The organism is Pseudothioclava arenosa (assembly GCF_002358085.1).
Lineage (GTDB): Bacteria > Pseudomonadota > Alphaproteobacteria > Rhodobacterales > Rhodobacteraceae > Pseudothioclava > Pseudothioclava arenosa.
In genome coordinates, this window is the sequence record NZ_NTJD01000001.1 from 115712 (window position 1) to 141162 (window position 25451).

22 protein-coding genes and 1 tRNA gene are annotated in these 25451 nt (G+C 66.6%); 12 read left to right on the forward strand and 11 right to left on the reverse strand.

The genetic code is table 11. The features are described from left to right. The first annotated feature begins 17 nt into the window (after positions 1-17). The 6 genes from CLN94_RS00580 to CLN94_RS00605 all read left to right on the forward strand — a co-directional run bounded on the left by CLN94_RS00580 (position 18) and on the right by CLN94_RS00605 (position 6287). On the forward strand, positions 18-821 hold the full coding sequence (locus CLN94_RS00580) for a cytochrome c oxidase subunit 3 (RefSeq protein WP_096429956.1): 804 nt from the start codon (positions 18-20) through the stop codon (positions 819-821). A 74-nt stretch (positions 822-895) separates the two neighbouring features. Beyond that, on the forward strand, positions 896-1573 hold the full coding sequence (locus CLN94_RS00585) for an SURF1 family protein (RefSeq protein WP_096429958.1): 678 nt from the start codon (positions 896-898) through the stop codon (positions 1571-1573). A gap of 8 nt (positions 1574-1581) precedes the next feature. Further along, a complete protein-coding gene (thrC, locus tag CLN94_RS00590; protein WP_096429960.1) occupies positions 1582-2979 on the forward strand; it encodes a threonine synthase in 1398 nt (465 codons plus the stop codon). Further along, positions 2976-4235 (forward strand): M16 family metallopeptidase, encoded by a 1260-nt coding sequence (locus CLN94_RS00595; protein ID WP_096429962.1) that lies wholly within the window; start codon positions 2976-2978, stop codon positions 4233-4235. Before thrC ends, CLN94_RS00595 begins: the two co-directional genes overlap by 4 nt. After that, the gene (locus CLN94_RS00600; protein WP_096429964.1) at positions 4235-4819 is read left to right on the forward strand and encodes a GNAT family N-acetyltransferase; all 585 of its coding nucleotides are present in this window, start codon (positions 4235-4237) and stop codon (positions 4817-4819) included. The genes CLN94_RS00595 and CLN94_RS00600 overlap by 1 nt, the downstream gene beginning before the upstream one ends. Before the next feature lie 64 nt (positions 4820-4883). After that, entirely contained in the window at positions 4884-6287 is a 1404-nt protein-coding gene (locus tag CLN94_RS00605) for an FAD-binding oxidoreductase (protein WP_096430678.1), read from the forward strand. Positions 6288-6406: 119 nt separating this feature from the next. On the opposite strand, the gene CLN94_RS00610 is transcribed toward CLN94_RS00605, so the two are convergent. The 3 genes from CLN94_RS00610 to CLN94_RS00620 form a co-directional block, all read right to left on the reverse strand. Further along, entirely contained in the window at positions 6407-6937 is a 531-nt protein-coding gene (locus CLN94_RS00610) for an adenine phosphoribosyltransferase (RefSeq protein WP_096430680.1), read from the reverse strand. 90 nt (positions 6938-7027) lie between these two features. Next, complete coding sequence (locus CLN94_RS00615) at positions 7028-8287, reverse strand: SDR family oxidoreductase (RefSeq protein WP_179300194.1); 1260 nt, start codon at positions 8285-8287, stop codon at positions 7028-7030. Beyond that, positions 8284-9147: an S-methyl-5'-thioadenosine phosphorylase gene (locus tag CLN94_RS00620; RefSeq protein ID WP_096429968.1), complete on the reverse strand. Its 864-nt coding sequence runs from the start codon at positions 9145-9147 to the stop codon at positions 8284-8286. Before CLN94_RS00620 ends, CLN94_RS00615 begins: the two co-directional genes overlap by 4 nt. A gap of 119 nt (positions 9148-9266) precedes the next feature. Between CLN94_RS00620 and CLN94_RS00625 the strand changes: the two genes are divergently transcribed. Then, positions 9267-10118, forward strand: coding sequence for a DMT family transporter (locus CLN94_RS00625; RefSeq protein ID WP_096429970.1), 852 nt, complete (start codon positions 9267-9269; stop codon positions 10116-10118). A gap of 121 nt (positions 10119-10239) precedes the next feature. Here CLN94_RS00625 and CLN94_RS00630 read toward each other — a convergent pair whose 3' ends face one another. Beyond that, a complete protein-coding gene (locus CLN94_RS00630; protein WP_096429972.1) occupies positions 10240-10839 on the reverse strand; it encodes a flavin reductase family protein in 600 nt (199 codons plus the stop codon). Between the two features lie 75 nt (positions 10840-10914). On the opposite strand from CLN94_RS00630, the gene CLN94_RS00635 reads away from it, so the two are divergent. Beyond that, a complete protein-coding gene (locus tag CLN94_RS00635; RefSeq protein WP_096429974.1) occupies positions 10915-11400 on the forward strand; it encodes a GNAT family N-acetyltransferase in 486 nt (161 codons plus the stop codon). Between the two features lie 45 nt (positions 11401-11445). Then, the gene (locus CLN94_RS00640; protein WP_425439428.1) at positions 11446-12204 is read left to right on the forward strand and encodes an EcsC family protein; all 759 of its coding nucleotides are present in this window, start codon (positions 11446-11448) and stop codon (positions 12202-12204) included. Between the two features lie 46 nt (positions 12205-12250). On the opposite strand, the gene ptsP is transcribed toward CLN94_RS00640, so the two are convergent. From ptsP to CLN94_RS00660, 4 genes are all read right to left on the reverse strand, one after another. After that, positions 12251-14494 (reverse strand): phosphoenolpyruvate--protein phosphotransferase, encoded by a 2244-nt coding sequence (gene ptsP, locus CLN94_RS00645; protein ID WP_096429976.1) that lies wholly within the window; start codon positions 14492-14494, stop codon positions 12251-12253. A 39-nt stretch (positions 14495-14533) separates the two neighbouring features. Further along, a complete protein-coding gene (locus tag CLN94_RS00650) occupies positions 14534-15796 on the reverse strand; it encodes an aspartate kinase (protein ID WP_096429978.1) in 1263 nt (420 codons plus the stop codon). Between the two features lie 133 nt (positions 15797-15929). After that, positions 15930-16373 carry a DUF1178 family protein gene (locus CLN94_RS00655; protein WP_096429980.1) on the reverse strand — a complete coding sequence of 148 codons (444 nt, stop codon included), beginning with the start codon at positions 16371-16373 and terminating at the stop codon, positions 15930-15932. Positions 16374-16439: 66 nt separating this feature from the next. Then, entirely contained in the window at positions 16440-17666 is a 1227-nt protein-coding gene (locus tag CLN94_RS00660) for a 3-deoxy-D-manno-octulosonic acid transferase (protein WP_096429982.1), read from the reverse strand. 179 nt (positions 17667-17845) lie between these two features. On the opposite strand from CLN94_RS00660, the gene CLN94_RS00665 reads away from it, so the two are divergent. Further along, a complete protein-coding gene (locus tag CLN94_RS00665) occupies positions 17846-19444 on the forward strand; it encodes a GMC family oxidoreductase (RefSeq protein ID WP_096429984.1) in 1599 nt (532 codons plus the stop codon). A 252-nt stretch (positions 19445-19696) separates the two neighbouring features. Here CLN94_RS00665 and CLN94_RS00670 read toward each other — a convergent pair whose 3' ends face one another. Both CLN94_RS00670 and CLN94_RS00675 read right to left on the reverse strand, forming a co-directional pair. Beyond that, a complete protein-coding gene (locus CLN94_RS00670) occupies positions 19697-22765 on the reverse strand; it encodes an efflux RND transporter permease subunit (protein ID WP_096429986.1) in 3069 nt (1022 codons plus the stop codon). 10 nt (positions 22766-22775) lie between these two features. Continuing rightward, positions 22776-23891 carry an efflux RND transporter periplasmic adaptor subunit gene (locus CLN94_RS00675; RefSeq protein ID WP_096430684.1) on the reverse strand — a complete coding sequence of 372 codons (1116 nt, stop codon included), beginning with the start codon at positions 23889-23891 and terminating at the stop codon, positions 22776-22778. 234 nt (positions 23892-24125) lie between these two features. Between CLN94_RS00675 and CLN94_RS00680 the strand changes: the two genes are divergently transcribed. Further along, positions 24126-24431, forward strand: coding sequence for a hypothetical protein (locus tag CLN94_RS00680; protein ID WP_143598852.1), 306 nt, complete (start codon positions 24126-24128; stop codon positions 24429-24431). A gap of 110 nt (positions 24432-24541) precedes the next feature. Here the strand turns inward: CLN94_RS00680 and CLN94_RS00685 are convergent. Beyond that, positions 24542-24615, reverse strand: a tRNA-Cys gene (locus tag CLN94_RS00685). A gap of 180 nt (positions 24616-24795) precedes the next feature. Between CLN94_RS00685 and CLN94_RS00690 the strand changes: the two genes are divergently transcribed. Next, positions 24796-25446 (forward strand): protein-L-isoaspartate O-methyltransferase family protein, encoded by a 651-nt coding sequence (locus CLN94_RS00690; RefSeq protein ID WP_096429990.1) that lies wholly within the window; start codon positions 24796-24798, stop codon positions 25444-25446. The last annotated feature ends 5 nt before the right edge of the window (positions 25447-25451 follow it).

A 25451-nucleotide genomic window follows, 5' to 3' on the forward strand; every position in this document is an offset into this window, starting at 1 on the left:
CCAACAGGGACTGGAAAATGGCACACGCAAAGAACCACGACTATCATATCCTCGCGCCGTCCATCTGGCCCATGCTGAGTGCCGTCGGCGCCTTCGTCATGCTCTTCGGGGCGGTGATGTGGATGCAGGACGTCACCCCGATGATCTTCTTCGCCGGGCTTCTGGTGGTGCTCTACTGCATGTACGGCTGGTGGTCGGACGTGGTGCATGAAGGCGAGACGGGCGACCATACGCCGGTCGTGCGCATCGGCCTGCGCTATGGCTTCATCCTGTTCATCATGTCCGAGGTGATGTTCTTCTCGGCCTGGTTCTGGAGCTTCTTCAAGCACGCCATGTACCCGATGGGCCCGCTCAGCCCGGCCGTCGATGGCCAGTGGCCGCCTGCTGGCATCGAGACCTTCGACCCCTGGCACCTGCCGCTGATCAACACCGTGATCCTGCTTCTGTCGGGCGTTACCCTGACCTGGGCGCACCACGCGCTGGTCCATGAGAACAACCGCCAGGACGTCAAGAACGGCCTGATCCTGACGGTGATGCTGGGCGCGCTGTTCACCTGCTTCCAGGTCTATGAATACAGCCACGCGCAATTCGGCTTTGCCGGCAACATCTATGGCGCCAACTTCTTCATGGCGACGGGCTTCCACGGTCTGCACGTGATCATTGGCACGATCTTCCTGCTGATCTGCCTGATCCGCATCCTGAAGGGCCAGATGACCCAGGAAAATCACATCGGGTTCGAGGCCGCCGCCTGGTACTGGCACTTCGTCGATGTGGTCTGGCTGTTCCTCTTTGCTTCGATCTATATCTGGGGCAGCGCGTAACGCGCCCCCGCCAAGGCAAACGCGCGAACCGGCGCGGGGGGTGACCCTCGCGCCGATCTTTTTTCGGAGGCCCGATGACCCGTTACCTGTTTCCCCTGATCCTCGGCATTGGCGGCTGCGCGATCCTGCTCTGGCTCGGCTTCTGGCAGCTTGACCGGCTGGAGTGGAAACGCGCCATGCTGGATGAGATTGAGGCGCGGATTTCGGGTGCGCCGGTCGAATTGCCGCCCGAAGGCACCGACACGCGCGAGCTGAAATACACGCCTGTCGTGCTGGTCGGCGCGACCACCGGGCAAGAGGTTCTGGTCTTGTCGGGGCAAAAGGGCGTGGGCGCGGGCTATCAGGTGATTTCGGCCTTCGAGACCGGCGAGGGCCGCCGCGTGCTCGTCGATCGCGGCTTCCTCCCCGAGGCCACCCGCATGGGCGACCGCCCCGCCACCGCGATGATCGTCACGGGCAACCTGCACTGGCCCGAAGAGGCCGACAGCTTCACCCCGCCGCCCGATCCCAAGACCGGCATCCATTTTGCCCGCGACGTGCCCGCCATCGCCGCCCACATGGGCACCGAGCCGATCCTGATCGTCGCCGCCCGCATCGAGGGCGATACCCAGGGCGTCACGCCGCAGCCGATCGCGATCACCGGCATCCCCAATGACCACCTCAATTACGCGATTACATGGTTTTCGCTGGCGCTGGTCTGGGCGGTAATGACATTGGCGCTTTTGTGGCGTATCAGGCGGCAACAGATCTGAGGATACCCATGCGCTATATCTCGACCCGGGGGACCGCCCCCGTCCTGACCTTCTCGGAAGCGATGATGACGGGGCTGGCCCGCGACGGCGGCCTTTACGTCCCCGAGACCGTGCCGCAATTCACCCCCGACGAGATCGCCGCGCTCGCGGGCCAGAGCTACGAAGAGGTCGCCTACCGCGTGATGCGCCCGTTCTGCGGTGAAAGCTTCTCGGAAGAGGAGCTGCGCGGCGCGATCGCACGCGCCTATGCGGGCTTTGGCCATGCCGCGCGCGCGCCGATGGTGCAGCTCGCGCCCAACCATTTCCTGCTCGAACTGTTCCACGGCCCCACGCTCGCGTTCAAGGATTTCGCGATGCAGGTGATCGGGCAGCTGTTCCAGATCGCTCTGGCGCGGGACGGCAAGAAGATCACCATCGTCGGCGCCACCTCGGGCGACACCGGCTCGGCCGCGATCGAGGCCTTCCGCGGCCTCGACAATGTCGATGTGTTCATTCTGTTCCCGCATGGCCGGGTTTCGGAAGTGCAGCGCCGCCAGATGACCACGCCCTCCGAGGTCAATGTCCACGCGCTCGCGCTCGAAGGCGATTTCGACGATTGCCAGGGCAAGCTCAAGGACATGTTCAACGATTTCACCTTCCGCGACGAGGTTGGTCTGGCGGGCGTGAACTCGATCAACTTCGCCCGCGTGCTGGCGCAGATCGTCTATTACTTCACCGCCGCCGTGGCGCTTGGCGCGCCGCATCGCAAGATCAGCTTCACCGTGCCCACCGGCAATTTCGGTGACATCTTTGCCGGCTTCCTCGCCAAGGAAATGGGCCTGCCGGTCGAGCGTCTGGTGATCGCCACCAACCAGAACGACATTCTGGACCGCTGCATCAAGCAGGGCGCCTATGCGAAACGCGGCGTGAAACCCTCGATCAGCCCCTCGATGGATATTGAGGTCAGCTCGAATTTCGAGCGCGCGCTGTTCTGGGCCTATGGCAAGGACGGTGCCGCGATCACCGCGCTGATGGGCGAGCTGTCCGAGGCGGGCAGCTTTACCGTCTCCGAGAACGCGATGGCGGCCTTGCTGCAGAACTACGATTCGGGGTCTGTCGATGAGGCAGGGACTTCGGGCGTGATCGCGCGCACGCTGGCGGAAACCGGCGAGCTGATCTGCCCGCACACCGCCGTGGGCGTCGGCGTGGCCGAAGCGGCGCTGGCGCGGCAGCCCGAGGTGCCGATGGTCACGCTTTCGACCGCGCATCCCGCGAAATTCCCCGACGCTGTCGAGGCCGCGACCGGCATTCGCCCGCCGCTGCCGCCGCGCATGGCCGACCTGTTCGACCGCCCCGAGCGTGTGACTCGCGTGCCCAACGACCTTGCCGCGCTGGAAACCCTGATCCGGGAGCGTCGCCGCAAGTGATCGAGCTGACCGAACTGCCGAATGGCTTGCGTGTCGTGACCGAGGCGATGCCGGGGCTTGCCTCGGCCTCGATCGGTGTCTGGGTGACGGCTGGCGGGCGCAGCGAGCGCCCCGAGCAGAACGGCATCGCGCATTTTCTTGAGCACATGGCCTTCAAGGGCACGCAGACCCGCTCGGCGCTGCAGATCGCCGAGGCGATCGAGGATGTGGGCGGCTATATCAACGCCTATACCTCGCGCGAGATGACGGCCTATTACGTCCGCGTGCTGGGCGGCGACCTGCCGCTGGCGCTCGATGTGATCGCCGACATCGTGCTGAACCCGGTGTTCGACCCGCGCGAGATCGAGGTCGAGCGCCACGTGATCTTGCAGGAAATCGGCCAGTCGCACGACACGCCCGACGATATCATTTTCGACTGGCTGCAAGAGGCCGCCTATCCCGATCAGGCGATGGGCCGCACCATCCTTGGCCCCGCCGAGAAGGTCTCGGGCTTTGGTCGCGCCGATCTTTCGGGGTTCGTTGCCGAGCATTACGCGCCGAACCGGATGATCCTGTCCGCGGCAGGGGCCGTCGATCATGATGCGGTGGTGAAACAGGCCGAGGCGCTGTTCGGGCATCTGGCGCCCGTCGCGGCCCCCGTGGCGGAACCCGCGCGCTGGCTGGGCCGCGAGCGGCGCGAGGAAAAGAGCCTTGAGCAGGCGCATGTCGCGCTCGCCTTCGAAGGGCCGAACTACCGCTGCCCCGATCTTTACACCGCGCAGGTTTTTACCACGGCGCTGGGGGGCGGCATGTCTTCGCGGCTGTTCCAGAAGATCCGCGAAGAGCGCGGGCTGTGCTACACGATCTTCGCGCAGGCCTCGGCCTATGCCGATACCGGGATGCTGACGATCTATGCGGGCACCTCGGGCGAAGAGGTGGCCGAGCTGTGCAACCTGACCATCGACGAGCTTAAACGCTCGGCCGAGGACATGAGCGAGGCCGAGGTTGCCCGCGCCCGCACGCAGATGAAGGCGGGGCTGTTGATGGGGCTCGAAAGCGCCTCGTCGCGGGCCGAGCGGATGGCGCGGAACCTCGCGATCTGGGGGCGTGTGCCGGGCCTTGATGAGGCCTCGGAGAAGATCGACGCGGTCAGCCGCGATGCCGTGCGCGACTATGCCGCGCGGCTGGCGGGGCAGGGGCATGCGGCGCTGGCGCTTTATGGGCCGGTGCAGGCCGCCCCCGATCTGGAGGCGTTGCGCGGGAGGCTCTCGGTCTGATGCTCTCGCGTCGTCGCAGGCCCAAGATCGAGACAGCGCGGATGCTGCTGCGCCTGCCGATGCATTCCGATTACACCGACTGGGCGCGGCTGCGCGAGGAAAGTCAGGCGTTTTTGACGCCCTGGGAGCCGGCCTGGTCGGCCGATCACCTTGGCCGCAAGTCCTTCACCAACCGGGTCTATTGGGCGCAGCGCGCCGAGAGCGCGGGCACGGCGGTGCCGTTTTTCCTGATCCGGCAGCAAGATGCGCGGGTGCTGGGGGCGATCACGCTCGACAATATCCGGCGCGGACCGGCGCAGGCGGCGACGCTCGGCTATTGGGTGGGCGCGCGCTATGCCCGGCAAGGCTATATGCGCGAGGCGCTGCAGGCGGTGGTGGATTATGCCTTCGGCGTGCTGGACCTGAGCCGCCTAGAGGCCGCCTGCCTGCCTGAAAATGCCGCCTCGCGCGGGGTGTTGGAGAAGGTCGGCTTCAAATACGAGGGCGTCGCGCAATCCTACCTGCAGATCAACGGGCGCTGGCGCAACCACGTGCTTTACGCCAATCTGCGCTATGACCGGCGCGGCCGGACGGATGTGGGCTAGGGGGCGCTGCCCCCTCGGGCCTTGCGGCCCTCACCCCCGGAGTACTGGGAGCTCGATGAAAGCGATGACGATGCGAGCAGCGGATACGGTGTTCGAGGCGCAGCTGCGCGCGGCGATGCCGGGGTTGTGGCTGGGTACGCCCGAGCCGCGCCATCTGGAGGAGCCGCGCGGGCGGTTTCGCGGGGTCGGCGCGCTGCTGGCCAAGCCAGCTTCGGTCGAGGCGGTCTCGGGCGTGCTGCGCGCCTGCCATGCCGAGGGCGTGGCGGTGGTGCCGCTCGGCGGGGGCACCGGGCTTGTCGGCGGTCAGGTGACCGAAGTAGGCGCGCCCCTGATCCTGTCGCTCGAACGGATGGCGGGGCTACGGTCGCGTGATGGTCAGTCGATGGTGGTCGAGGCGGGCGCGAGCCTGCAACAGGTGCGCGATTGGGCCGAGGCGGCGGGGCGGCGGTTTCCGCTGGGGCTGGCCAGTCAGGGCAGCGCGCAGATCGGCGGCTGCCTTGCGACCAATGCGGGAGGCGTGAACGTGCTGCGCTATGGCAATGCGCGCGCGCTGTGCCTCGGGCTCGAGGTGGTGCTGGCGGATGGCACGATCTGGCACGGGCTGCGCCAGCTGCGCAAGGACAACACCGGCTATGACCTGCGCGACCTGATGATCGGCTCGGAGGGGACGCTCGGGGTGATCACGGCCGCAAGCCTGCGCCTTGTCGAGCCCCCGGCCGAGGAAGGCACGGCGTTTTTCGCGGTGCCTTCGCCCGCGGCGGCGGTGGCGCTTTTGGAGCTGGCGCAGGGGCGGCTGGCGGGTTGTGTCTCCGCCTTCGAGTTGATCGCGCGGCAGGGGTTGTCCTTCCTGCGCGAGGTCGGCCCCGAGGTGCAGTTTCCCTTTGCCGAAGACCCCGAGTGGATGGTGCTGATCGAACTGGGCCTGCCGATGGGTATGGAGGCCGAAGAGGCCTTTGCCGATCTCTTCGAGGCGGCGGGCGAGCTGGTGCTGGACGCGGTAATCGCGCAATCCGAGACGCAGCGCCTTGCCTTCTGGACGCTGCGCGAAAGCCTGCCGCTGGCGAACCGCCGGATCGGGGCGATCTCGAGCCATGACATTTCGGTGCCGGTGGCGGAGATCCCGGATTTCATCGAGACGGCGCGGGCGATGCTGGCGGAGATGGGGGATTACCGCATCAACTGTTTTGGCCATGTCGGCGACGGCAACCTGCATTTCAACGTCTTCCCGGCGCCGGGCAAGCGGCGCGAGGATTATCTGCAGAGCCGCGAGGCGATCAAGCGGGCGGTGCATGATCTGGTGGCGGGGGCCTATGACGGGTCTGTTTCCGCCGAGCATGGCGTCGGGCGGCTGAAGGCCGAAGACCTCGAGCGCTACGAAGACCCCGCCAAGCTGGCGATGATGCGCGCGATCAAGGCGGCGTTGGACCCGCGCGGTATCCTGAACCCGGGCGCGGTGTTGCGTGAATGAAAAGCGCCCCGCCGCGGGGGCAGGGCGCTTTGCATGTGGTTCACGTGTGTTGCAAGCAGCCGAACCATCAGGCCTGCTCAGCCTAGCCCGAGTCGTCTTGCAAAAGGGTTAAGCCCGGTTCAGGCGCCCTCGAATTCGCACAGAACGCTGACGTTCATCCCGAGGGTTTCCAACAGCTTGCGCCCGCCCAGCTCGGGCAGGTCGACGATGAACGAGCATCCGACGATCTCGCCGCCGAGCCGCTCGATCAGCTTGATCCCCGCCTCGCAGGTGCCGCCCGTGGCCAGCAAGTCATCGACGATCAGCACCTTTTCCCCGGGGGCTATCGCGTCTTCGTGCATCTCCATCACCGCTTCGCCATATTCGAGCTTGTAGGCCTGCGAAATGGTCTGCCCGGGCAGCTTCCCCTTCTTGCGGATCGGCACGAAGCCCTTCGAGAGCTGATGCGCAATCGCGCCGCCCAGAATGAAACCGCGCGCCTCGAGGCCGACGATCTTGTCGATCTGCTGGCCCGCCCAGGGGTGCAGCATCTGGTCGATCGCCATGCGAAACCCGCGCGGATCGGCAAACAGCGTGGTCACATCGCGAAACATGATCCCTTCATGCGGGAAGTCGGCGATGGTGCGGATGTAATCCTTGACGGTTTTCATGCGAAGGGTCTCCGAAGGCATGTGGACGGGCGTCTTGCTTGTGCCGGAAAGGCGGGGGCGCTGGCAAGGGGCTGTGCCGCAAGGTCGCAACTAGCGCTCATCCAGAAGCGCCAGGTGCACCAGCGCCAGAAGAAGCACGGGCAACATCTTGACCAGCCCGCCCATCGGCAAGAGCCAGAGCCCCGGTGCCAACAGGCCAAGCCCGATCACCGCGAGCGCGATCCAGGCGATCTGCGCGATGGCGGTCAGACGTGGGCTCCAATGCGCGAGGAGCGCGAGCCCCAGCACCAGCTCGATCATCCCGCCGCCGCGCATGGCGAACAGCGCGAGCCCTTCGGGACGCCCGGGCATGAGCGCAGCGACCGACGCATCGGGCGAGAGAAATGCACCGATCGCCGCGCCGATCCAGAGCAGCGCCATGGTGATGCGGATCAGCGGCTTGAGCAGGTAAAGCCGCGCCTGCCAGAGGTCTTGCGTGCCGGCGGGGCGGATGCGCAGGGCCTCGGAAATCCCGCGCGGGCGGGTGCGGATATGTTCGAGCAATGCGGTCGAATTCGCGGTGACACCCGCTTCGAGCTGATCGACCCCGGCACGGGAAATCGGCCCGAGTTTCAGCGCTTCGCCCAGTTGTCCGATACGGCGCGCCAGCCCCAGCGGCAGGCGCAGCACCCGCGCCGGGCTGCGCCCCAGCCAACGCCGATAGGCCGCGCTCAGTTCGGCCTGCGACAGGGTCTCGGGGCCGCCGATCTCGAAGGGGCCGGGGCCGGGCGGCGCGCGCAGGCATTCGGCCACGACCTGCGCAAGGTCCGCGGCATGGATCGGGTTGAAGGGCTGGCGCCCATCGCCCACGACAGGTTGCACAAAGGGTAGGGCCGCGAAGGCGCGCACCAGCGACGAGCCACCGTAAGAGGTTTCGCCGACGACCAGACCGGGGCGCAGGAACGTCACCACCTCCGAGGCGAGTGCCGCTTCGGCCTTGCGTCGCCAGCGGGCAAAGCCGGTCTCGGCGCTGTCGATCCCCACCGCCGAAATCTGCACCATCCGCCCGCCATCCAGCGCCGCCAGCGCGGCCTTGGGCGCGGTGACATGCACCGCCTCGAAGGCCTCGTCAGCCCCGGTCAGCAGGCCCGCGCAATTCACCAGATGCACGCCCCCCTCCAGCGCAGCGCGCCAGAAACCCGGCTCATGCGTGGCGGGGTCGCTCAGATCGGCGGCAAGCACCTCAAAGCCCATCTCGCGCAGCGCCTCGGGGCGGCGCGCGCAGGCGATCACCTCGGCCCCCTCGGCGCGCAGGCCAAAGGCGATATGGCGGCCGATGAAGCCGTCCGCGCCGAGGATCAGGACTTTCACAAGACACGCCCCATGACAGTTTGCAGTTTTTCGATCATCGCGGGATCGCGTTTCGCCGGCGCGGTCATGATCGCGCCGTCCAGCGCCTGGCCGCAGCCCTCGTCGCAGCCCTTCGATGCCGCCAAAAGCTCGGGCAGGGCCGCGACCAGCGCGCGCGCCTTGTCGGCATTCTTCATCGCCGTGGCGACGACCTGCGCCACGTCGACCGCATCGTGATCGGGATGCCAGCAATCGTAATCGGTAATCATCGCCACGCAAGCATAGCACAATTCGGCCTCGCGGGCGAGCTTGGCCTCGGGCATGCCGGTCATGCCGATCACATCCGCGCCCCAGCTGCGATAGAGCCGGCTCTCGGCCAGCGTCGAGAATTGCGGCCCCTCCATCGCGACATAGGTGCCGCCTTCATGCACCGCAGTGCCGGTGCCGCGCGCGGCCTCGGCGCATAGCGCAGAGAGCTGCGCGCAGGTCGGGTGCGCAAACGGCACATGGCCCACAAGCCCTGGACCAAAAAAGGTTTTCTCGCGCGCGAAGGTGCGGTCGATATATTGATCGACGATCAGGAAATCGCCCGGCGCATAGGCCTCTTTCAGCGAGCCCACCGCCGAGACCGCGACAAGGTCGGTCACGCCAAGCTCCTTCATCGCGAAGATATTCGCGCGGTACGGCACGGTCGAGGGCGTGTGCACATGGCCCCGCCCGTGACGCGGCAGAAAGGCGATCTGCCGCCCATTCAGGCGCCCGGTCAGGATCTGGTCTGAGGGCGCGCCGAAGGGGGTTTCCACATCGACCCATTCCGCCTCTTCCAGCCCGTCGATCTGATAGACCCCCGAGCCGCCGATCACCCCGATCATCCGTTCCATCGCCCTCTCCGTTTCTGCTTCGGGGCGAGCTTAGGCCCGGCCCGCTCTGCTGAAAAGGGCATATTCATTTCCGCGCTTTCCCCGCATAGTCGCGCGGAACGGGGCCGGAGGGGCAGCAAATGGAAAACCTGCGCGGGGCGCTGTTGATGGTCTTGGCGATGGCGCTTTTCGCGCTGGAAGACATGTGGCTGAAGCGCGCCGCGCAAAGCCTGCCGGTGGGCGAGGTGCTGATGATCTTCGGCTTCGGCGGGCTGATCGGCTTTGCCCTGCTGACCGCATCGCGGCGCCAGCGGCTGGTGCATCCGGCGATGCTGTCACGGCCCCTGCTTGCCAAGGCCGGGCTCGAGGTGGTGGGGCGGCTGGGCTACACGCTTGGGATCGCACTGACGCCTCTGTCGAACGCCTCGGCGATCTTGCAGGCGACGCCGCTGGTCGTCGTGGTAGGTGCGGCGCTGATCTTCAAGGAACGCGTGGGCCGGGCCCGCTGGGCGGCGATCGGCGTCGGGTTTATGGGCGTGCTGATCGTGCTGCGCCCGGGCGTGGCGGGGTTTTCGCCCGCCGCGCTCTGGACGGTGCTGGGGCTGCTGGGCTTCGCCGGGCGCGACCTTGCAACCCGCGCGGCGCCGCGGGTGCTGTCGAATTTTCAGCTCGGCCTGCATGGCTTCGCCGCGCTGATCCCGGCGGGCGCCATCATCCTGATTGCAACGGGGGGCGCCAAGATCCCGAGCCTCGAAACGCTCGGGCTGATTGCGCTGGCCACCTGCGTCGGCGTTACCGCCTATTGGGCGCTGACCTCGGCGATGCGGATCGGCGAGGTCTCGGTGGTCACCCCCTTCCGCTACACGCGGCTGATCTTTGGCGTGGCGCTCGGCGTCATCGTTTTTCACGAAAGCATCGACACGGCCACGATCGCGGGGTCGCTGCTGATCATCGCCTCGGGCCTCTACACGCTCGCGCGGCGCAGGCGTTAGGGGCTCCGCCCCCGTCTGCCTCCGGCAGCCTCCCCCGGAGTATTTAGGGCTCAGTGAAAGATCGTGGCTTTCATCGAGCTGCAAATACTCTGGGGGTCCGGGGGCAAGGCCCCCGGCGCGATCAGCCGCCAGGCGGGCGGTCGAGGGTAAAGAGCTGCTCGATCAGCGCATAATCGCGATAGCCCAGCCGGGTCAGCCGGGCGGGCGGCTCAAAGCGGCCGTCTTTCAGGCAGTCGGGGCGGATATGGATGCCGGTGACTTCGCCATGGACCAGGAAATTCGCCTCCCCCAAAAGCGTGATGACCTGCACCAGCCTGCATTCGAGCGTCGCGGGCGCCGTCGCCACGCGCGGGCAGTCGATGGTTTCGCACTCGGCCTTGGCAACGCCGGCATGGATGAACTCATCGGCGCCCGCCGGCAGCGGGGCAGAGCTTGCGTTCATCGCGGCGAGGTCTTCGGGCGCGACAAGGTTGATCGAGAACACCCCGCCCTCGCGGATTTGCGAAAGCGTGTCTTTCGTTCCGTCCCGGTCGGCCTTTGCCGAAGTCGAGCCGAAGACGACCTGCGGCGGGGTATAGGCCACGGCGTTGAAAAACGAGTAGGGGGCGAGGTTGTCACCCAGGGCGCCGCGCGTGCCGATCCAGGCAATGGGGCGCGGGGCGACGATTGCGTTGAACGGGTTATGTGGCAGGGGGTGGCCATCGGCAGGTCGATAGAACATTCGCGCTCCATGAGGTTTGAACACGAGCCTAGCGCGTGCTAGGCGCGTGATGAAGGTGAATCGGGGGCGCGCCGGATGTATCAGCTCGAGGAAGAGACCGAGGCGGACTGGTGGGAGGTGGAGGCGCTTTACGATCTCTGCTTTGCGCCGGGGCGCACGGCGCTTTCCTCCTACCGGCTGCGCGAAGGTGTAGCCAAGGTCGCGCCGCTCTGCCTGACGCTGCGCGAAGATGGCATTCTGGCCGCCGTGATCCGCTATTGGCCGGTGACGGTCGGGGGGCAGCGCGTGCTGCTTCTGGGGCCGGTCGCGGTGCACCCGACGCGGCAGGGCGAAGGGCTCGGCGGGCTCCTGATGCATGAAAGCCTCGCCGAGGCGCGCCGCCTTGGCTGGGAGCGGGTGCTGCTGGTCGGCGACGCCCCCTATTACGCGCGGTTCGGCTTTGAAAAACTAGACGGGGTCGAGATGCCGCCCCCCACCAACCCCGACCGGGTTCTGGGTCTTGAACTGGTGCCGGGCGCCTGGGAAGGCGTGCGCGGCAAGGTCGAAAAAGCCGACGCCTGATCTGGCGCGCGGGCTGCACGGCCCCCATATCTTCGGGAAACGGAGATGCCGATGCCCGAGATTCTCTTGCCCGTGACCGACCCCGCTACCGTCGAGGCGCTGAACGCGCTGGCCAAACGGCATCGCTCTGCCGCAGGCCCCGCGATGCAGGTGCTGGGCTATCTGGGCGGCTCGGCCGAGACGCTGCTGGGCAAACTGCCAAGCCCGGTCCGGGGCGGTCTCGAAGACGCCACGGCCCGCGCGCTTGAAATCGCTTTTGGCGCCGCCGAGCGCTCGCGCGGGCTGGTCGAGGACCGCCCCGATTGGGTCAACCGCACGCTGGCCTCGGCAATGGGGGCGGCGGGGGGCTTTGCCGGCCTGCCCGGCGCGCTGGCCGAGCTGCCGTTCACTGTCACGCTCCTGATGCGCGCGATCCAGGGCATCGCCGCCGAACATGGGTTTGACCCGGCCTCGGACGAGGTGCGCCTCGAATGCCTGCGGGTCTTTGCCTCGGCCGGGCCGCTTTCAAAGGATGACGGCACCGACATGGCCTTCATGGCGACGCGCGTCACGGTCACGGGCGCCAGCCTGCAAGGGCTGATCGCGCGCGTCGCGCCGAAACTGGCCGCGGTGCTCGGCCAGAAACTCGCCGCGCAGGCCGCGCCGGTTCTGGGTGCGATCGCGGGGGCGGGGATCAACTTCGCCTTCACCAGCTATTATCAGGAAATTGCGCGGGTCCATTTCGGGCTCAAGCGCCTCGCACGCGACACCGATCGGGACGAAGGCCTCTTGCGCGAAGAGCTGATCGCCCGGATCGCGCGTTAACCTTTCTTCTTGGCGAAAATACGCAAATTCCGCCCGCGTCGCCCGCTCAGAGCGTCGCGAGGTAATGCGTGACCGCGGGGCGCGCCGATTGCACGCCCGAGGCGCGCGCCTCGTGGATGATTGCCCGCAGCTCGGCCAGATCGGCGCGGCGGATCAGATGCTTGACCGGCCCGATCGAGGCCGGGCGCATGCTCAGGATCCGCAGGCCGAGTGCCGCGAAGGCCAGCGCCTCGATCGGGCGACCTGCGTCCTCGCCGCAGAAGCTCAGCGGCGTGCCCGCCGCATCGCAGCGCGCCACGATCTGTTCGAGGAAAGTCAGGAACGAGCAATCCAGCGTGTCATAGCGCCGCCGCACGCGCTCGTTTTCGCGGTCGGCGGCAAAGAAGAATTGCTTCAGGTCGTTGCCGCCGATCGAGATGAAATCGCAGCTCTGGAAGAAACTGTCGGGCGCATAGGCGAGCGAAGGGGTTTCCAGCATGGCGCCGATGCGCAGGTCCTCGGGCACCTGGCGGCCAAACGCCAGTTCGCGGTCGCGCTGGCGCAGAACCTCGCCGCGGGCCTCGCGGAATTCCTCGGCGGTGGCGACGAAGGGGAACATGATCGACAGGGGGCGGTCACCGGCCGCGCGCAAAAGCGCCTGCAGCTGCATCCGCAACACGCCGCGCTTGTCGAGCCCAACCCGCAGCGCGCGCCAGCCCATCGCGGGGTTCGGCTCGTCTTGCGGCTTCATGTAAGGCAGAACCTTGTCGGAGCCGATATCGAGCGTGCGGAAATGCACGCGCTTGCCCTGAGCGGCATCCATCACACGGGCATAGAGCGCGGCCAGCTCGTCGCGGCGCGGCACGCGGGTGCGGGTCAGGAATTGCAGCTCGGTGCGGAACAGCCCCACGCCATCCGCGCCCGACCCCGCAAGGGAGGGCAGATCGGCCATCAGGCCCGCGTTCATCATCAGGCTGATCTCGGTGCCCGAGCGGTCACGCGCCGCCTTGTCACGCAGGTCGGCATAGCGCTTCTGCGCTTCGGCCTGCATCGCGACCTTGTCCTGGAACGCCTTGGCCACCGATTCCTCGGGGCGCAGGTGTACGATTCCCTGATCACCATCGACCAACACCGGGTCGCCGTTCAGCGCCTCGGTGGTGATGCGGCTCGCGTGGATCACCAGCGGGATCGAGAGCGCCCGCGCGACGATCGCCGCATGGCTGCCGACCGAGCCTTCTTCCAGCACCACGCCCTTGAGCGCTCGCCCGTATTCCAGAAGTTCGGCAGGCCCGATATTGCGCGCCACCAGCACCGGATCGGGCGGCAGCTCGGCGCCCGTGTCCGAGCCCTGCCCGGTCAGGATCCGCAGCAGCCGGTTCGACAGGTCGTCAAGGTCGTTCAGCCGCTCACGCAGATAGGGGTCGGGCGAGCGTTCAAGCCGCGCGCGCGCCAGCGATTGTTCCTTTTCCACCGCAGCTTCGGCCGAGAGGCCTAGCCCGATATCCTCGGACATCCGGCGCGTCCAGCCGCGCGAGCGCGCCAGCATGCGGTAGGTTTCCAGCACCTGGCGATGGTCCTTGTCCATCGTCGCGGCACCTTCGAGCATGCCGTCGATCTGCGCACGCAGCGCCTCGACGGCGCGTTCGAGCCGCTGCAATTCCGCCTCGGGGTCGTCGCCGACAGGGTTGGTGACCACGACGCGCGGCTCGTGCAGCCAGACATGGCCGATCGCCGCGCCTTCCTGCCCGGTGCCGCCCCGGAACATCACCGGGAAGCGGTGCGCCGCGCCGATGCCGTTCTGTTCATTGGCGACGAAGGCGCCCAGCTCGGTCATCTCGGCCAGCACCATCGCGACGACCTCGAGGCCATAGACCTCGTCATCCGAAAACTCACGCGCCTCGCGCGACTGCACGACCAGAACGCCGAGCTTTTCGCCCACGCGCTGGATCGGCACGCCGAGGAAGCTGGAGTAAATTTCTTCCCCGGTTTCCGGCATGTAGCGGAAACCCGGCTCGGTCGGCGCATCGCCGGTGTTGATCGGCTGGCCGGTGCGCGCGACGCGGCCGACAAGGCCCTCGCCAAGGCGCATCCGGGTCTGGTGGACCGACTCGGGCTTCAGGCCCTCGGTGGCGCAAAGCTCAAGCGTTTCGGGGTCACGGAACAGGTAGATCGAGCACACCTGCGTGCCCAGCGAATCCGCGATCAGATGCGTGATATGGTCAAGCCGGTCCTGGCCGCTGCCCGTGGTCGCAAGCGTATCGCGCAGGCGCCGCAGCAGGCTGCGGCTGTCGCTTTCGCTCCGGTCCATCATGTCAGCGGCCAAGCCCCCGTCTTGAAGGCCTGAAACGGATCAGGCCGATTTCTCGAGTTCGAAGGTATCATGGAGGGCCTGCACGGCCAGTTCCATATATTTCCGGTCGATCAGCACCGAAATCTTGATTTCGGAGGTCGAGATCACCTTGATGTTCACGTTTTCATCAGAGAGCGCCTTGAACATCTGCGCGGCGACCCCGGCGTGCGAACGCATGCCGATCCCCACGACCGAGACCTTGGCGACATCGGTGTCGATGATCAGGTCGTCGTAGTTGATCTTGCCCTCGGCCTTGGCGGCCTCAAGCGCCTTCTGGGCGCGCGCGACCTGGTTGATCGGGCAGGAGAAGGTCATGTCGGTAACGGCGCCCGGATGCGCCTCGTCATAGTCCTTTTCCGAGATGTTCTGGACGATCATATCCACGTTCACGCCGGCATCGGCGAGCGGGCCGAAGATGGCCGAAGCGACGCCGGGGCGGTCTTCGATGGTGAAGAGCGTGATCTTCGCTTCATCGCGCGAATAGGCGACGCCCGAGACGACTTTCGATTCCATGATTTCATCCTCACCGCAGACAAGGGTTCCAGAAGTTTCGTCGGTGTCCTCGAAGGACGACAGCACCCGCAGGCGCACATTGTAACGCATCGCCAGCTCGACCGAGCGGGTCTGCAGGACCTTGGCGCCGAGCGAGGCGAGTTCGAGCATCTCCTCGAAGGCGATCTTGTTGAGCTTGCGCGCCTTGGCCGAGATCCGCGGGTCGGTCGTGTAGACGCCGTCCACGTCGGTGTAGATGTCGCAACGCTCCGCGCCGAAGGCGGCGGCGAAGGCCACCGCGGTCGTGTCCGAGCCGCCGCGGCCCAGCGTGGTGATCCGGCCCTCTTCCGAGACGCCCTGGAAGCCCGCGACGACCGCGACCTTCATGCCTTCGGCGAATTTCGCGTCGATATTCTCGCGCGGGATTTCCACGAAGCGCGCGGCGGAATGCGCCGAGGTGGTCTTGATCGGCACCTGCCAGCCCTGCCAGCTGCGCGCGGGCACGCCCATTTCCTGCAGGCGCAGCGACATCAGACCGGCGGTCACGTTCTCGCCCGAGGCCACGACCGCGTCATATTCGCGCGCATCGTAGAGCGGCGAGGTCGTCTCGACCCAGCCGACGAGTTCGTTGGTCTTGCCCGACATGGCCGAGACGATGACGATCACGTCGTAGCCACGTTCGACCTCGCGTTTGACCTTGGCCGCCGCGTTCGCGATGCGGTCGAGGTCGGCAACCGAGGTGCCCCCGAATTTCATGACAAGAAGCGGCATTGGCCCCCCCTGAGCTGGCCGGCCGAAGACGGCGATTGAATCGGTTCGGGTGTTATCGCCCATGGGCCGCGCGCGCAAGAGTAGAAGGGATTTGGCCCCCCGAAAGCCTGATTGTTGCGCGGGCGTTTGCGGCTCAGTTGGTGCGGCGCTTGGGTGCGAAGGGCAGGGGCATCACCGGCACGCCGTCTTCCAGAAGCGCGCGCGCCTCGTCGAGCCGCGCCTCACCATGGATCGCGCGCTCGGGCGCCTCGCCGTTATGCATCGCGCGGGCCTCGCGGGCGAAATCATCCCCCACGTAATCCGAGCTTTCCTCGATCTTGCGGCGCATCTCGGCGAGCGCCTCTTCGGCGGGGCTGGCGGGCTGCGTCAGCGCGCCCGGGGTCGCGGCGGGCTCGGCGCTGTCGGCCTTGCGCGCGGGACGCACGGCGGGCGCCATCAGCGCCTTTTTTACTTGGCTCGAGCCACAGATCACACAGCCGACATGCCCCCCCGCCAGAAGCGCATCGAAGGCTTCGGCGGATTTGAACCAGCTTTCGAAAGCGTGGCCCTGGTCGCATTTCAAGGCATAGCGGATCATGGCGCCCGTCCGGATGGTGATAGGCGATGATCTAGCCAGCGCGGGAGGGAATGCAAGGGGAAGCCGTCAGGCGAGCCGATCCAGCAGCGCATCGACCAAAAGTGTCGGGCCGGTTCCGGCGCCAAGCGTGGCGAGCGTCCGATGGGCGGCCTGCCCCAGCGCCTCGGCCGCCTCGGGCGAAAGCGTCGCGAGCGCTTCGGCCAGCGCCTCGGCATCGGTCACCGGCATCGCGGCCCCCGCCGTATCGAGCGCGGCAAAGGCTTCGCGGAAATTCGCGGTGTCGGGGCCGTGCAGAAGCGCGCAATCGAAGCGCGCGGGCTCAAACGGTGTGTGCCCGCCCTTGGGCGCGAAAGTGCCGCCGATCACGCAGATCCCGGCCGAGGCATACCAGTTCGCCATCTCGCCCATCGTATCGGCCAGATAGACCGGCGCGCCCGGCGCCTCGTGGCGTGAGCGCGTCGCATGGCTCAGGCCCTGCGCGCGGATCAGCGCCTCGATCTCGGGGGTGCGGCGCGGGTGGCGCGGCGCGAGGATCAGCCGCAGCGCCGGGCGGCGCGTGCGCGCTTGGCGGAAGGCGCTCAGGATCAGCTCTTCCTCACCCTCATGGGTCGAGGCCGCCAGCACGGTCTGTTCGCGCGGCCAGGGCAGCATGTCGTCGGGCTCGGGCATCTGTACCGATTGCTTGAGGTTCACCCGCTCCAGCAGCCGCGCGCGCGGCAGGCCAAGGCGCAGGAACGCGGTCTCCGATCCGGCATCCTGCGCCGAAAGCGCGGTGATTGCGCCGGTGATCCCGGCAGCCAGGCCAAGGCGTTCCCAGAACGCGGCCGAGCGCTCGGACAGGCGCGCGCCGAACAGGAACACCGGCAGTCCGCGTTGCACCGCCATTGCGAAGCGGTTCGGCCATATCTCGTTCTCGATCACGATCAGCGCGCGCGGGTGATGAAGGCGCAGGAACCGCGCCAGCACCCAGCGAAAATCCAAGGGCGCGAGGCGCGCGCTGATCCGCGGCTCGCGCCAGCTTTCGGCCAGTGCCTTGGCGGTGACGGTGTTGGTGGTCACAAGAATGTCGATCTCGGGCGCGCGGGCCAGGAGCGCATCGATGAAGGGGCGCGCCGAGGTCAGCTCGCCGTTCGAGGCGGCATGCAGCCAGATCGAGCCCTCGGGCGCGGGTTCGCCGCCGCCCAGCCGCTCGGCCAGATCCGCGCCCTCCTCCTGGCCGCCGAGGCTGCGCCAGAGAAAGCGCAGGATCAGCGCGGGCGCGACAAGCGCGATGAGAAGGCGGTAGAGGGCCAAGGGCTGCTCCGGTCGGTTTCTTCCATTAGGCGCAGCCGCCCGCGCGATGCAAGCCTCGGGCGTGGAAGCCGCGCAAAGTTCGTTTTGCGGAATTGCCTGTATCTAATGCGAGCAATGCCGGGATATACCTGAGAAAAGTCCAAGCTCGAGGAGGGGCGCGGGCAGCGGAGGAGGGGCCGATGGAGGATCATTACGATTTCATCGTGGTGGGGGCCGGAAGCGCGGGCTGCGTTCTGGCGAACCGCCTGTCGGAGGATCCGCGCAACCGCGTCTTGCTGCTTGAGGCGGGCGGGCGCGACAATTACCACTGGGTGCATATTCCGGTAGGGTATCTCTATTGCATCGGCAATCCGCGTACCGACTGGGGCTACAAGACCGAGCCCGATCCCGGGCTGAACGGGCGCCAGTTGCTCTATCCGCGCGGCAAGATCCTTGGCGGCTGTTCGTCGATCAACGGCATGATCTACATGCGCGGGCAGGCGCGCGATTACGATATGTGGGCGCAGGCGGGCTGCACCGGCTGGGGCTGGGACGATGTGCTGCCCTTGTTCAAGCGGCAGGAAGATTTCTTTGAGGGCGCCGACGATCTGCATGGCGCGGGCGGCGAGTTGCGGGTCGAACGTGCGCGCGTGCGCTGGGATGTGCTCGATGCCTTCCTTGATGCCGCCGAACAGGCCGGGATTCCGCGCACCAGCGATTTCAATCGCGGCGATAACGAAGGCGGCGGCTATTTCCACGTGACGCAAAAGAACGGCTGGCGCTGGAGCGCGCCCAAGGCCTTTCTGCGCCCGGCGAAACACCGCAAGAACCTGCGTATCGTCACCGGCGCGCAGGTCGAGCGGCTGCTGATCGAAGAGGGCCGGGTGACCGGCGTGCGCTATCAGATCGACAATGCGCCGTTTGAAGCCCGCGCGGGCGAGACCGTGCTGTCTGCCGGTGCGGTCGGCTCGGTGCAGGTGCTGGAGCTGTCAGGCGTCGGGCGCGGCGATGTGCTCTTGGCCCATGGCATCACGCCAGTGGCCGAGGTCGCGGGCGTGGGTGAGAACCTGCAGGACCACCTGCAACTGCGCATGGTCTACAAGGTGAAGGGCGTGCAAAGCCTGAACACGATGGCGTCGTCCTGGTTCGGTCAGGCGAAGATCGGGCTCGAATACCTGCTGACGCGCTCGGGGCCGATGTCGATGTCGCCTTCGCAGGCCGGGATCTTCACGCGCTCTTTCCCGGAAAAGGAAACCGCCGATCTGGAGTATCACATCCAGCCGGTGAGCCTTGATAAGTTCGGCGACCCGGTTCACCCGTTCCCGGGGATGACGGCGAGCATCTGCAATCTGCGGCCCGAAAGCCGTGGCTCGATCCACATCAAATCGGGGAATTTCCGCGACGCCCCCGCGATCGCGCCGAATTACCTGAGCACCGAGGGCGACCGGCGCGTCGCCGCGCAGGCGCTGCGGCTCACGCGCGAGATCGTGCGCCAGCCCGCCTTCGCGCAGTTCTCGCCCGAGGAATACCTGCCGGGGCCGCAGTATCAGACCGAAGACGATCTGGTGAAAGCCGCGGGCAATGTCGGCACCACGATTTTCCACCCGGTCGGCACCTGTCGGATGGGCGCGGATGAGGGCTCGGTCGTCGATCCGCGGCTGCGGCTGCGCGCGCTGAAGGGGCTACGGATCGCGGATGCCTCGGTGATGCCCACGATCACCTCGGGCAACACCAATGCGCCGACGATGATGATCGCCGAGAAATGCGCGGCGATGATGCTTGAGGATGCGCGGGGCTAGGGGGCGCTGCCCCCTCTGCCTGCGGCATTCACCCCCGGAGTATTTTCCGCTCGATGAAAGGGTGCTGTTAACCGTGAATTAGGGTTAACGCAGGAAAGATGGGGCACGGCGCAGGCTGGAGAGCCGATGGCCGTGCTCGGTGAAAGCGCGCCCGTCCCGGACCTGTTGGGGTTCCGGCCCGCGGGAGGGAGGGGCGCGCGGCCGCCTCCCTTTCACTGAGCCGAAAATACTCCCGCCGGAGGCAAGCCGCCGCTAGTTGGCGGCGGCGACCGCGTCTTTATGGGCCTTCCAGGCTGCGTCCGAGGGCGCGATGAAGCTGTAGAACATCGGCACCACGAAGAGGGTGAACATCGTCCCGATCAGGAGCCCCGAGAAGATCACGACGCCCATTGCCTGACGGGCGGCCGCGCCCGCGCCTTCGGCGAGGATCAGCGGCACGACGGCCAGCGCCATCGCGGCGGTGGTCATCAGAATCGGCCGCAGGCGGATCGTGGCGGCCTTGGCGATCGCGGCGCGGCGGCCCAGACCTTCGGTTTCGCGCAGCTGGTTGGCGAATTCGACCATCAGGATGCCGTGCTTGGTGATCAGGCCGATCAGCGTGATCAGGCCCACCTGCGAGTAGATGTTCAGCGTGCCCAGCCCGAGGTTGAGCGGCAGCACTGCGCCGAAGATCGTCAGCGGCACCGACATCAGGATGACGAACGGGTCGCGGAAGCTTTCGAATTGCGCGGCGAGCACGAGGTAGATCACCAGAATCGCCGCGCCGAAGGCCAGCAGGATCGTGTTGCCCTGCGTGACTTCAAGCCGCGACTGGCCCGAATAGTCGATGAAGAACCCTTCGGGCAGGACCTCGTTCGCAGCCTCGACCAGCGCGGTGAGCCCGTCGCCCGTCGATACGCCCGGCAGGGGCAGTGCCGAGAGCGTCGAGGCGTTGAGTTGGTTGAACTGCTCGATCGCGGCAGCGGCCACGCCGGTCTCGATCGTCACCACCGACGAGAGCGGCACCATCTCGCCCGAGGCGGCGCGGACGAAATAGCCGCCGAGTTGCTCGGGATTGGCGCGGAACTCCTGCGGGACCTGGGTGATGATGTCATAGCTGTTCGAGTCGCGGTCGAATTGCGCCACGGCATTGCCGCCGACCAGCAGCCCCAGTGTCGTGCCGATATCCGAGATCGGCACGTTCAGCGAGGCGGCGCGGTCTCGGTCGATCGTCACGCGGACCTGCGGCGCGTCGAAGGCCAGCGAGTTCTGCACGATGATGAACTTGCCCGAGGCCATCGCGCGGCGCTTGATCTCGTCGGTGACCTCGGCCACGCGCTCGGGCGTGTGGATCGACTGCACTACCATCGAGATCGGCAGGCCACCGCCCGTGCCGGGCAGCGTCGGAGGCGCGAAGACGAAGCCCTGCACGCCGGGGATCTTGTCGAGCCGGGCCTGGAGGTCGGTCTGGATTTCGGCCTGCGAGCGATCGCGATCGGCCCAGTCCTTCAGCGCCCAGATGTAGATGCCCTGATTTTCCTGCCCGCCGAAGCCCGCGATCGAGAACGAGCGTTTCAGCTCGGGGATGTCCTGCGAGCGGGCAAAGATCTCGTCGGTGTAGATCTGGGTGTAATCCTTGGACGCATAGCGCGGCGCGTTCAGGAAGGCGAACAGCGCGCCTTGGTCCTCGTCGGGGGCAAGCTCGGTCGAGGTGCGCGGGAACATGAAGAGCGTGACCCCCACCAGCACCGCGACCACGAGGATCGTGATCGGACGGTACTTCAGCGAGCCTTCGACGCGGCGGCCATACCAAGCGGTCACGCTTTCCGAGATCGCATCGACCTTGGCCTGGAAGCCGGTGGCATGGCCGGGCTTGAGCAGCCGCGCCGACATCATCGGCGTGATCGTCAGCGCGATCACCCCGGACAGGATCACCGCGCCTGCCAGCGTGAAGGCGAACTCGCTGAACAGCGCTCCGGTCAGCCCACCGGTAAAGGCCAGGGGCGACAGCACTGCCGCCAGCGTGATCGTCATTGCGATCACCGGGCCGGTGATTTCGCGCATCCCCTGGATCGCGGCGGGCATCGGCTTCATGCCGTCTTCGATATGGCGGTGGATGTTTTCCACGACGACGATCGCGTCATCCACCACCAGCCCGATCGCCAGCACCATCGCCAGAAGCGTGAGCAGGTTGATCGAGTAGCCAAGCGCCAGCAGCACCGCCAGCACCCCCACCAGCGACAGCGGGATGGTGACGATCGGCATCGCCACCGAGCGGAGCGAGCCGAGGAACAGCAAGATCACCACGACCACGATCGCGACAGCCTCGCCGATGGTCTTGAACACCTCGGTGATCGAGGCCGAGATCGTCTCGGTCGAGTCGTAGACGAGGTCGATCGCCATGCCTTCGGGCAGGGTGTTGTTGATCGCGGGCAGCTCGGCCAGAACGGCGGCGGCGGTATCCAGCGGGTTCGCTGCGGGCGTCGGGTAGATGCCGATGAAGGTGCCGGGCTGGCCGTTGAAGGTGACGATCTCGCCGCCCTCTTCCGAGGCCAGCTCGACCCGCGCGATATCGCGCAGCCGGATCACCGCGTCGCCCTCCGAACGGATCGGCAGGGCGCCGAAGGCCTCGGGGGTTTGCAGCGTCGATTTCAGCGTGATCGAGCGCAGCACATAGCTGTTCTCGGTCTTGCCCGGCGCCGACAGGAAGTTCGACGCGCGGATCGCGCCCAGCACCTCGGCGGCGGTCACGTTGCGCGCGGCCAGCCGGTTCGGATCAAGCCAGACCCGCATCGCGTAATTCGAGGCGCCGATGATGCTGATTTCCGCCACGCCCGGAATCGTCGACATTCGCGGGCGCACCACGCGTTCGAGATATTCGGTCAGCTGCTCGGCCGTCATGTTCGGGTTCAGCGCGCTCAGATACATCAGCGCGAAGGTCTGGCCCGTGCCTTTCACGATCACCGGATCTTCGGCATCCGAAGGTAGCTGCGAGCGCACCTGCTGCACCTTGGCCAGCACGTCGGTCAGCGCGACATCGGGGTCGGCGCCCAGCTTCATGTTGACCGACACCACCGATGCCGAGGGCCGTGAAGACGAGGTCACGTAGTCGATATTCTCGGTCGTCGCCACGGCGGCGGCGATCGGTGCGGTGATGAAGCCCTGAATCAGGTCGGCTGCGGCGCCCGGATAGACCGTGGTGATGGTGACGACGGTTTCGTCCACCTCGGGATATTCGCGCACGGCGAGGCTGAAGAAGGCCTGAAAGCCCAAGAGCAGCATGAAGGCGCCAACCACGGTCGAAAGCACGGGGCGGCGGATGAAAATCTCGGTGAAATGCATTTTTGGCCCCTTACTCGGCTTTCGCCGTGGCGTCGGGCGAGATCGAATTGTCGATCACGACGCTCGCGCCCGAGGTCAGTTTGTTCTGACCGGCATTCACGACCTTGTCGCCCGCCATCAGCCCCTCGGCGATCTCGACCAGCTCGCCCGAACGACGGCCGAGCTTGACGAAGACCTGACGCGCGATCAGCGCGGGGGCCTCGGCGCCCTCGGGGGTCTCTTCGCGGATCACAAAGACCGAGTCGCCATAGAGGTTCGAGGCGACCACCGTCTGCGGCAGCGCGATCACGCCGTCTTCGCTGGGCAGGTCGACGCGCACCTTGAGGAACTGGCCGGGGGTGAGCTGGCTGTCCGGGTTCTCGACCTCGGCGCGCAGCGACACGAGGCGCGAATTCGGGTCGATCTTGGGGTCGATGCCGACCACGCTGCCGGTGGCCGAAACTTCGCCAACCTCAGAGGTCACGGTCAGGCTCTGACCGATCGAGACGAGCCCCGCATCCTGCTCGGACAGGGTGAAATCGACCCGCATCCGCGTGCGGTCCTGCAGCGTCGCATAGGCGGTGCCGGCGGTGACATATTGACCAAGCTCGATCTTGGGAATGCCGATGGTGCCCGAGAAGGGCGCAATCAGTTGCTTGGTTTCCAGCGCGGCCTTGAGCTTGGCGACCGTGGCACGCGCCTCGGCGGCGGCGGCTTCGGTCTCATCCAGCGCGGAAACCGCCGAAACACCGCGCGCGCTCAGTTCGCGCACGCGCTTCAGAGAGGTTTCGGCAAGGTCCAGCGCGGCCTCGGCGGCGGCAAGGTCGGCGCGCTCCATCCGGTCGTCGATCTGCACCAGAAGCTGGCCTTTCTCGACTTCGCTGTTGGCGGTGAAAAGAATCTCGCGCACGGTGCCTGCGGCTTCGGTCGACAGATCGACGCCGTGCCGTGCATGGGCCGTGCCGATCGCGTCGAGCCCCGGCGTCCAGGTGCCGGGGGTGACCTCACTGACCGATACCGTAGCCGGCGCAGGCGTCATCGTCGCAAAATATTGTGCGATCATCTTGGAGCGGAACAAGTTGTAGCCAACGATCCCACCGGCAACGAGGATCAGGGCGACAAGGGCAATCAGAAAACGCTTCAGCATCATGGCATCCAAATAGGCGCAGCAGGGGTGCTGCGGATTTTGAACCGAATGGTTCAGGAATTGACGGAAAGATCAAGCGCACACGTGCACAGGGGGGTCTGTCCGGAACGCGCAGAACTCAAGCGTTGACGTCTCGTCATGTCTCCCATGCCTTTCCTTTTGAGGTCGCTTGCCTCATCTGTAACTTCTTAACGAGTGTGCCTTAACCTCGGCCTAAAGTGAATGGAGACCGGTATGATCGACCCCTTTGCCCCCCTGCGTGTGGCGCTGGAAGCCGCGCAGATCGGCGTGGATTCGTCTCTGGTCGTCGCGATGCGCGTGGCCGGGATGATGGGCCTGTGGGAGACCGATCCGGGCGAGGTGACGCGAATGGTCGCCGAAAAGCCCTATGCTGTTCAGGAATCCTTCTGGGCGGCGATGACGGCCGCGCAGCGCGGCGAAGCGCCCGACCGCGTGATGTCCGCGGGGATGGAGCCGATCCTGATCCGTACCACCGACAACGTGCAGCGCCTCGGCCAACAAGGCCCGCGCTGGCTCTGAGCGCCGGGAAACCCCGCAGCCATAACTCTGGATGAGGCCGTATCGGTCCCGGTCGCGCCTGGTGGCGGGCGGGGCCCTTGTCGTTGCAACGGACGGATCGGAAAGGGATTTGGAGGCGAGTACCGGAATCGAACCGGTGTACACGGATTTGCAATCCGCTGCGTCACCACTCCGCCAACTCGCCATCCGTGGTGTGGCGTTCCGATTAGAGTATCGCGGGGCGGCGCGCAAGGGGGCGCGGGGGGCATCTCATCGGATCGGTGAGGTTTTTGCATGGCTCACCCGCGCTGCGCAGTTGCCGTGGTCACGCATCTGTGGCAAAACGCCGCCTAGCCAGAGCCCGAGCAACGAAAGAGTGAGGACCATGCAAGATTACGCCGCGCGCCGCACGATGATGGTCGATACCCAGGTTCGGCCTAATGACGTGACGAAATACCCGATCATCGAAGCGATGCTGAATGTTCCGCGCGAGGCCTTCGTGCCCGACGCGCGCCGCGAGGCCGCTTACGTCAGCGAAGACGTCGAGATCGCTCCGGGCCGCGTTCTGCTCGAGCCGCGCAACTTCGCCAAGATGCTCGAGGTGCTCGATATCCAGCCCGGCGATCTGGTTCTGGATGTGGGCGCCGGTCTTGGCTACTCGGCGGCGGTGATCGCGCGCATGGCCGAAGCCGTTGTCGCCATTGAAGAAGACGGGCTTGCCGCGCAGGCCGAGGCGACGCTCGCCGCGATGGGCGCCGACAATGTCGCCGTGGTGACTGGCGCGCTGACCGAAGGCGCCCCCAAGCACGGTCCCTATGACGCGATCCTGATCGAGGGTGGCGTTGCTCAGGTCCCCGAGGCGCTGCTGGCGCAGCTCAAGGAGGGCGGCCGGATCGTCGCGATCTTCATGGAGGGCCCGCTCGGCACGACCCGCGTCGGCCACAAGATCGACGGCATCGTCGCCTGGCGCTATGCCTTCAACGCCGCCGCGCCGGTGCTGCCGGGCTTTGCGGCAAAACAAGAATTCGTGCTCTGAACGAC

Bases quoted from the DNA above. Each gene is read 5' to 3' on its own strand.
- CLN94_RS00580 (WP_096429956.1), top strand. From the start codon at position 18: ATGGCACACGCAAAGAACCACGACTATCATATCCTCGCGCCGTCCATC.
- CLN94_RS00585 (WP_096429958.1), top strand. From the start codon at position 896: ATGACCCGTTACCTGTTTCCCCTGATCCTCGGCATTGGCGGCTGCGCG.
- thrC (WP_096429960.1), top strand. From the start codon at position 1,582: ATGCGCTATATCTCGACCCGGGGGACCGCCCCCGTCCTGACCTTCTCG.
- CLN94_RS00600 (WP_096429964.1), top strand. From the start codon at position 4,235: ATGCTCTCGCGTCGTCGCAGGCCCAAGATCGAGACAGCGCGGATGCTG.
- CLN94_RS00605 (WP_096430678.1), top strand. From the start codon at position 4,884: ATGACGATGCGAGCAGCGGATACGGTGTTCGAGGCGCAGCTGCGCGCG.
- CLN94_RS00610 (WP_096430680.1), bottom strand. From the start codon at position 6,937: ATGAAAACCGTCAAGGATTACATCCGCACCATCGCCGACTTCCCGCAT.
- CLN94_RS00620 (WP_096429968.1), bottom strand. From the start codon at position 9,147: ATGGAACGGATGATCGGGGTGATCGGCGGCTCGGGGGTCTATCAGATC.
- CLN94_RS00625 (WP_096429970.1), top strand. From the start codon at position 9,267: ATGGAAAACCTGCGCGGGGCGCTGTTGATGGTCTTGGCGATGGCGCTT.
- CLN94_RS00630 (WP_096429972.1), bottom strand. From the start codon at position 10,839: ATGTTCTATCGACCTGCCGATGGCCACCCCCTGCCACATAACCCGTTC.
- CLN94_RS00635 (WP_096429974.1), top strand. From the start codon at position 10,915: ATGTATCAGCTCGAGGAAGAGACCGAGGCGGACTGGTGGGAGGTGGAG.
- CLN94_RS00640 (WP_425439428.1), top strand. From the start codon at position 11,446: ATGCCGATGCCCGAGATTCTCTTGCCCGTGACCGACCCCGCTACCGTC.
- ptsP (WP_096429976.1), bottom strand. From the start codon at position 14,494: ATGATGGACCGGAGCGAAAGCGACAGCCGCAGCCTGCTGCGGCGCCTG.
- CLN94_RS00650 (WP_096429978.1), bottom strand. From the start codon at position 15,796: ATGCCGCTTCTTGTCATGAAATTCGGGGGCACCTCGGTTGCCGACCTC.
- CLN94_RS00655 (WP_096429980.1), bottom strand. From the start codon at position 16,373: ATGATCCGCTATGCCTTGAAATGCGACCAGGGCCACGCTTTCGAAAGC.
- CLN94_RS00665 (WP_096429984.1), top strand. From the start codon at position 17,846: ATGGAGGATCATTACGATTTCATCGTGGTGGGGGCCGGAAGCGCGGGC.
- CLN94_RS00670 (WP_096429986.1), bottom strand. From the start codon at position 22,765: ATGCATTTCACCGAGATTTTCATCCGCCGCCCCGTGCTTTCGACCGTG.
- CLN94_RS00675 (WP_096430684.1), bottom strand. From the start codon at position 23,891: ATGCTGAAGCGTTTTCTGATTGCCCTTGTCGCCCTGATCCTCGTTGCC.
- CLN94_RS00680 (WP_143598852.1), top strand. From the start codon at position 24,126: ATGATCGACCCCTTTGCCCCCCTGCGTGTGGCGCTGGAAGCCGCGCAG.
- CLN94_RS00690 (WP_096429990.1), top strand. From the start codon at position 24,796: ATGCAAGATTACGCCGCGCGCCGCACGATGATGGTCGATACCCAGGTT.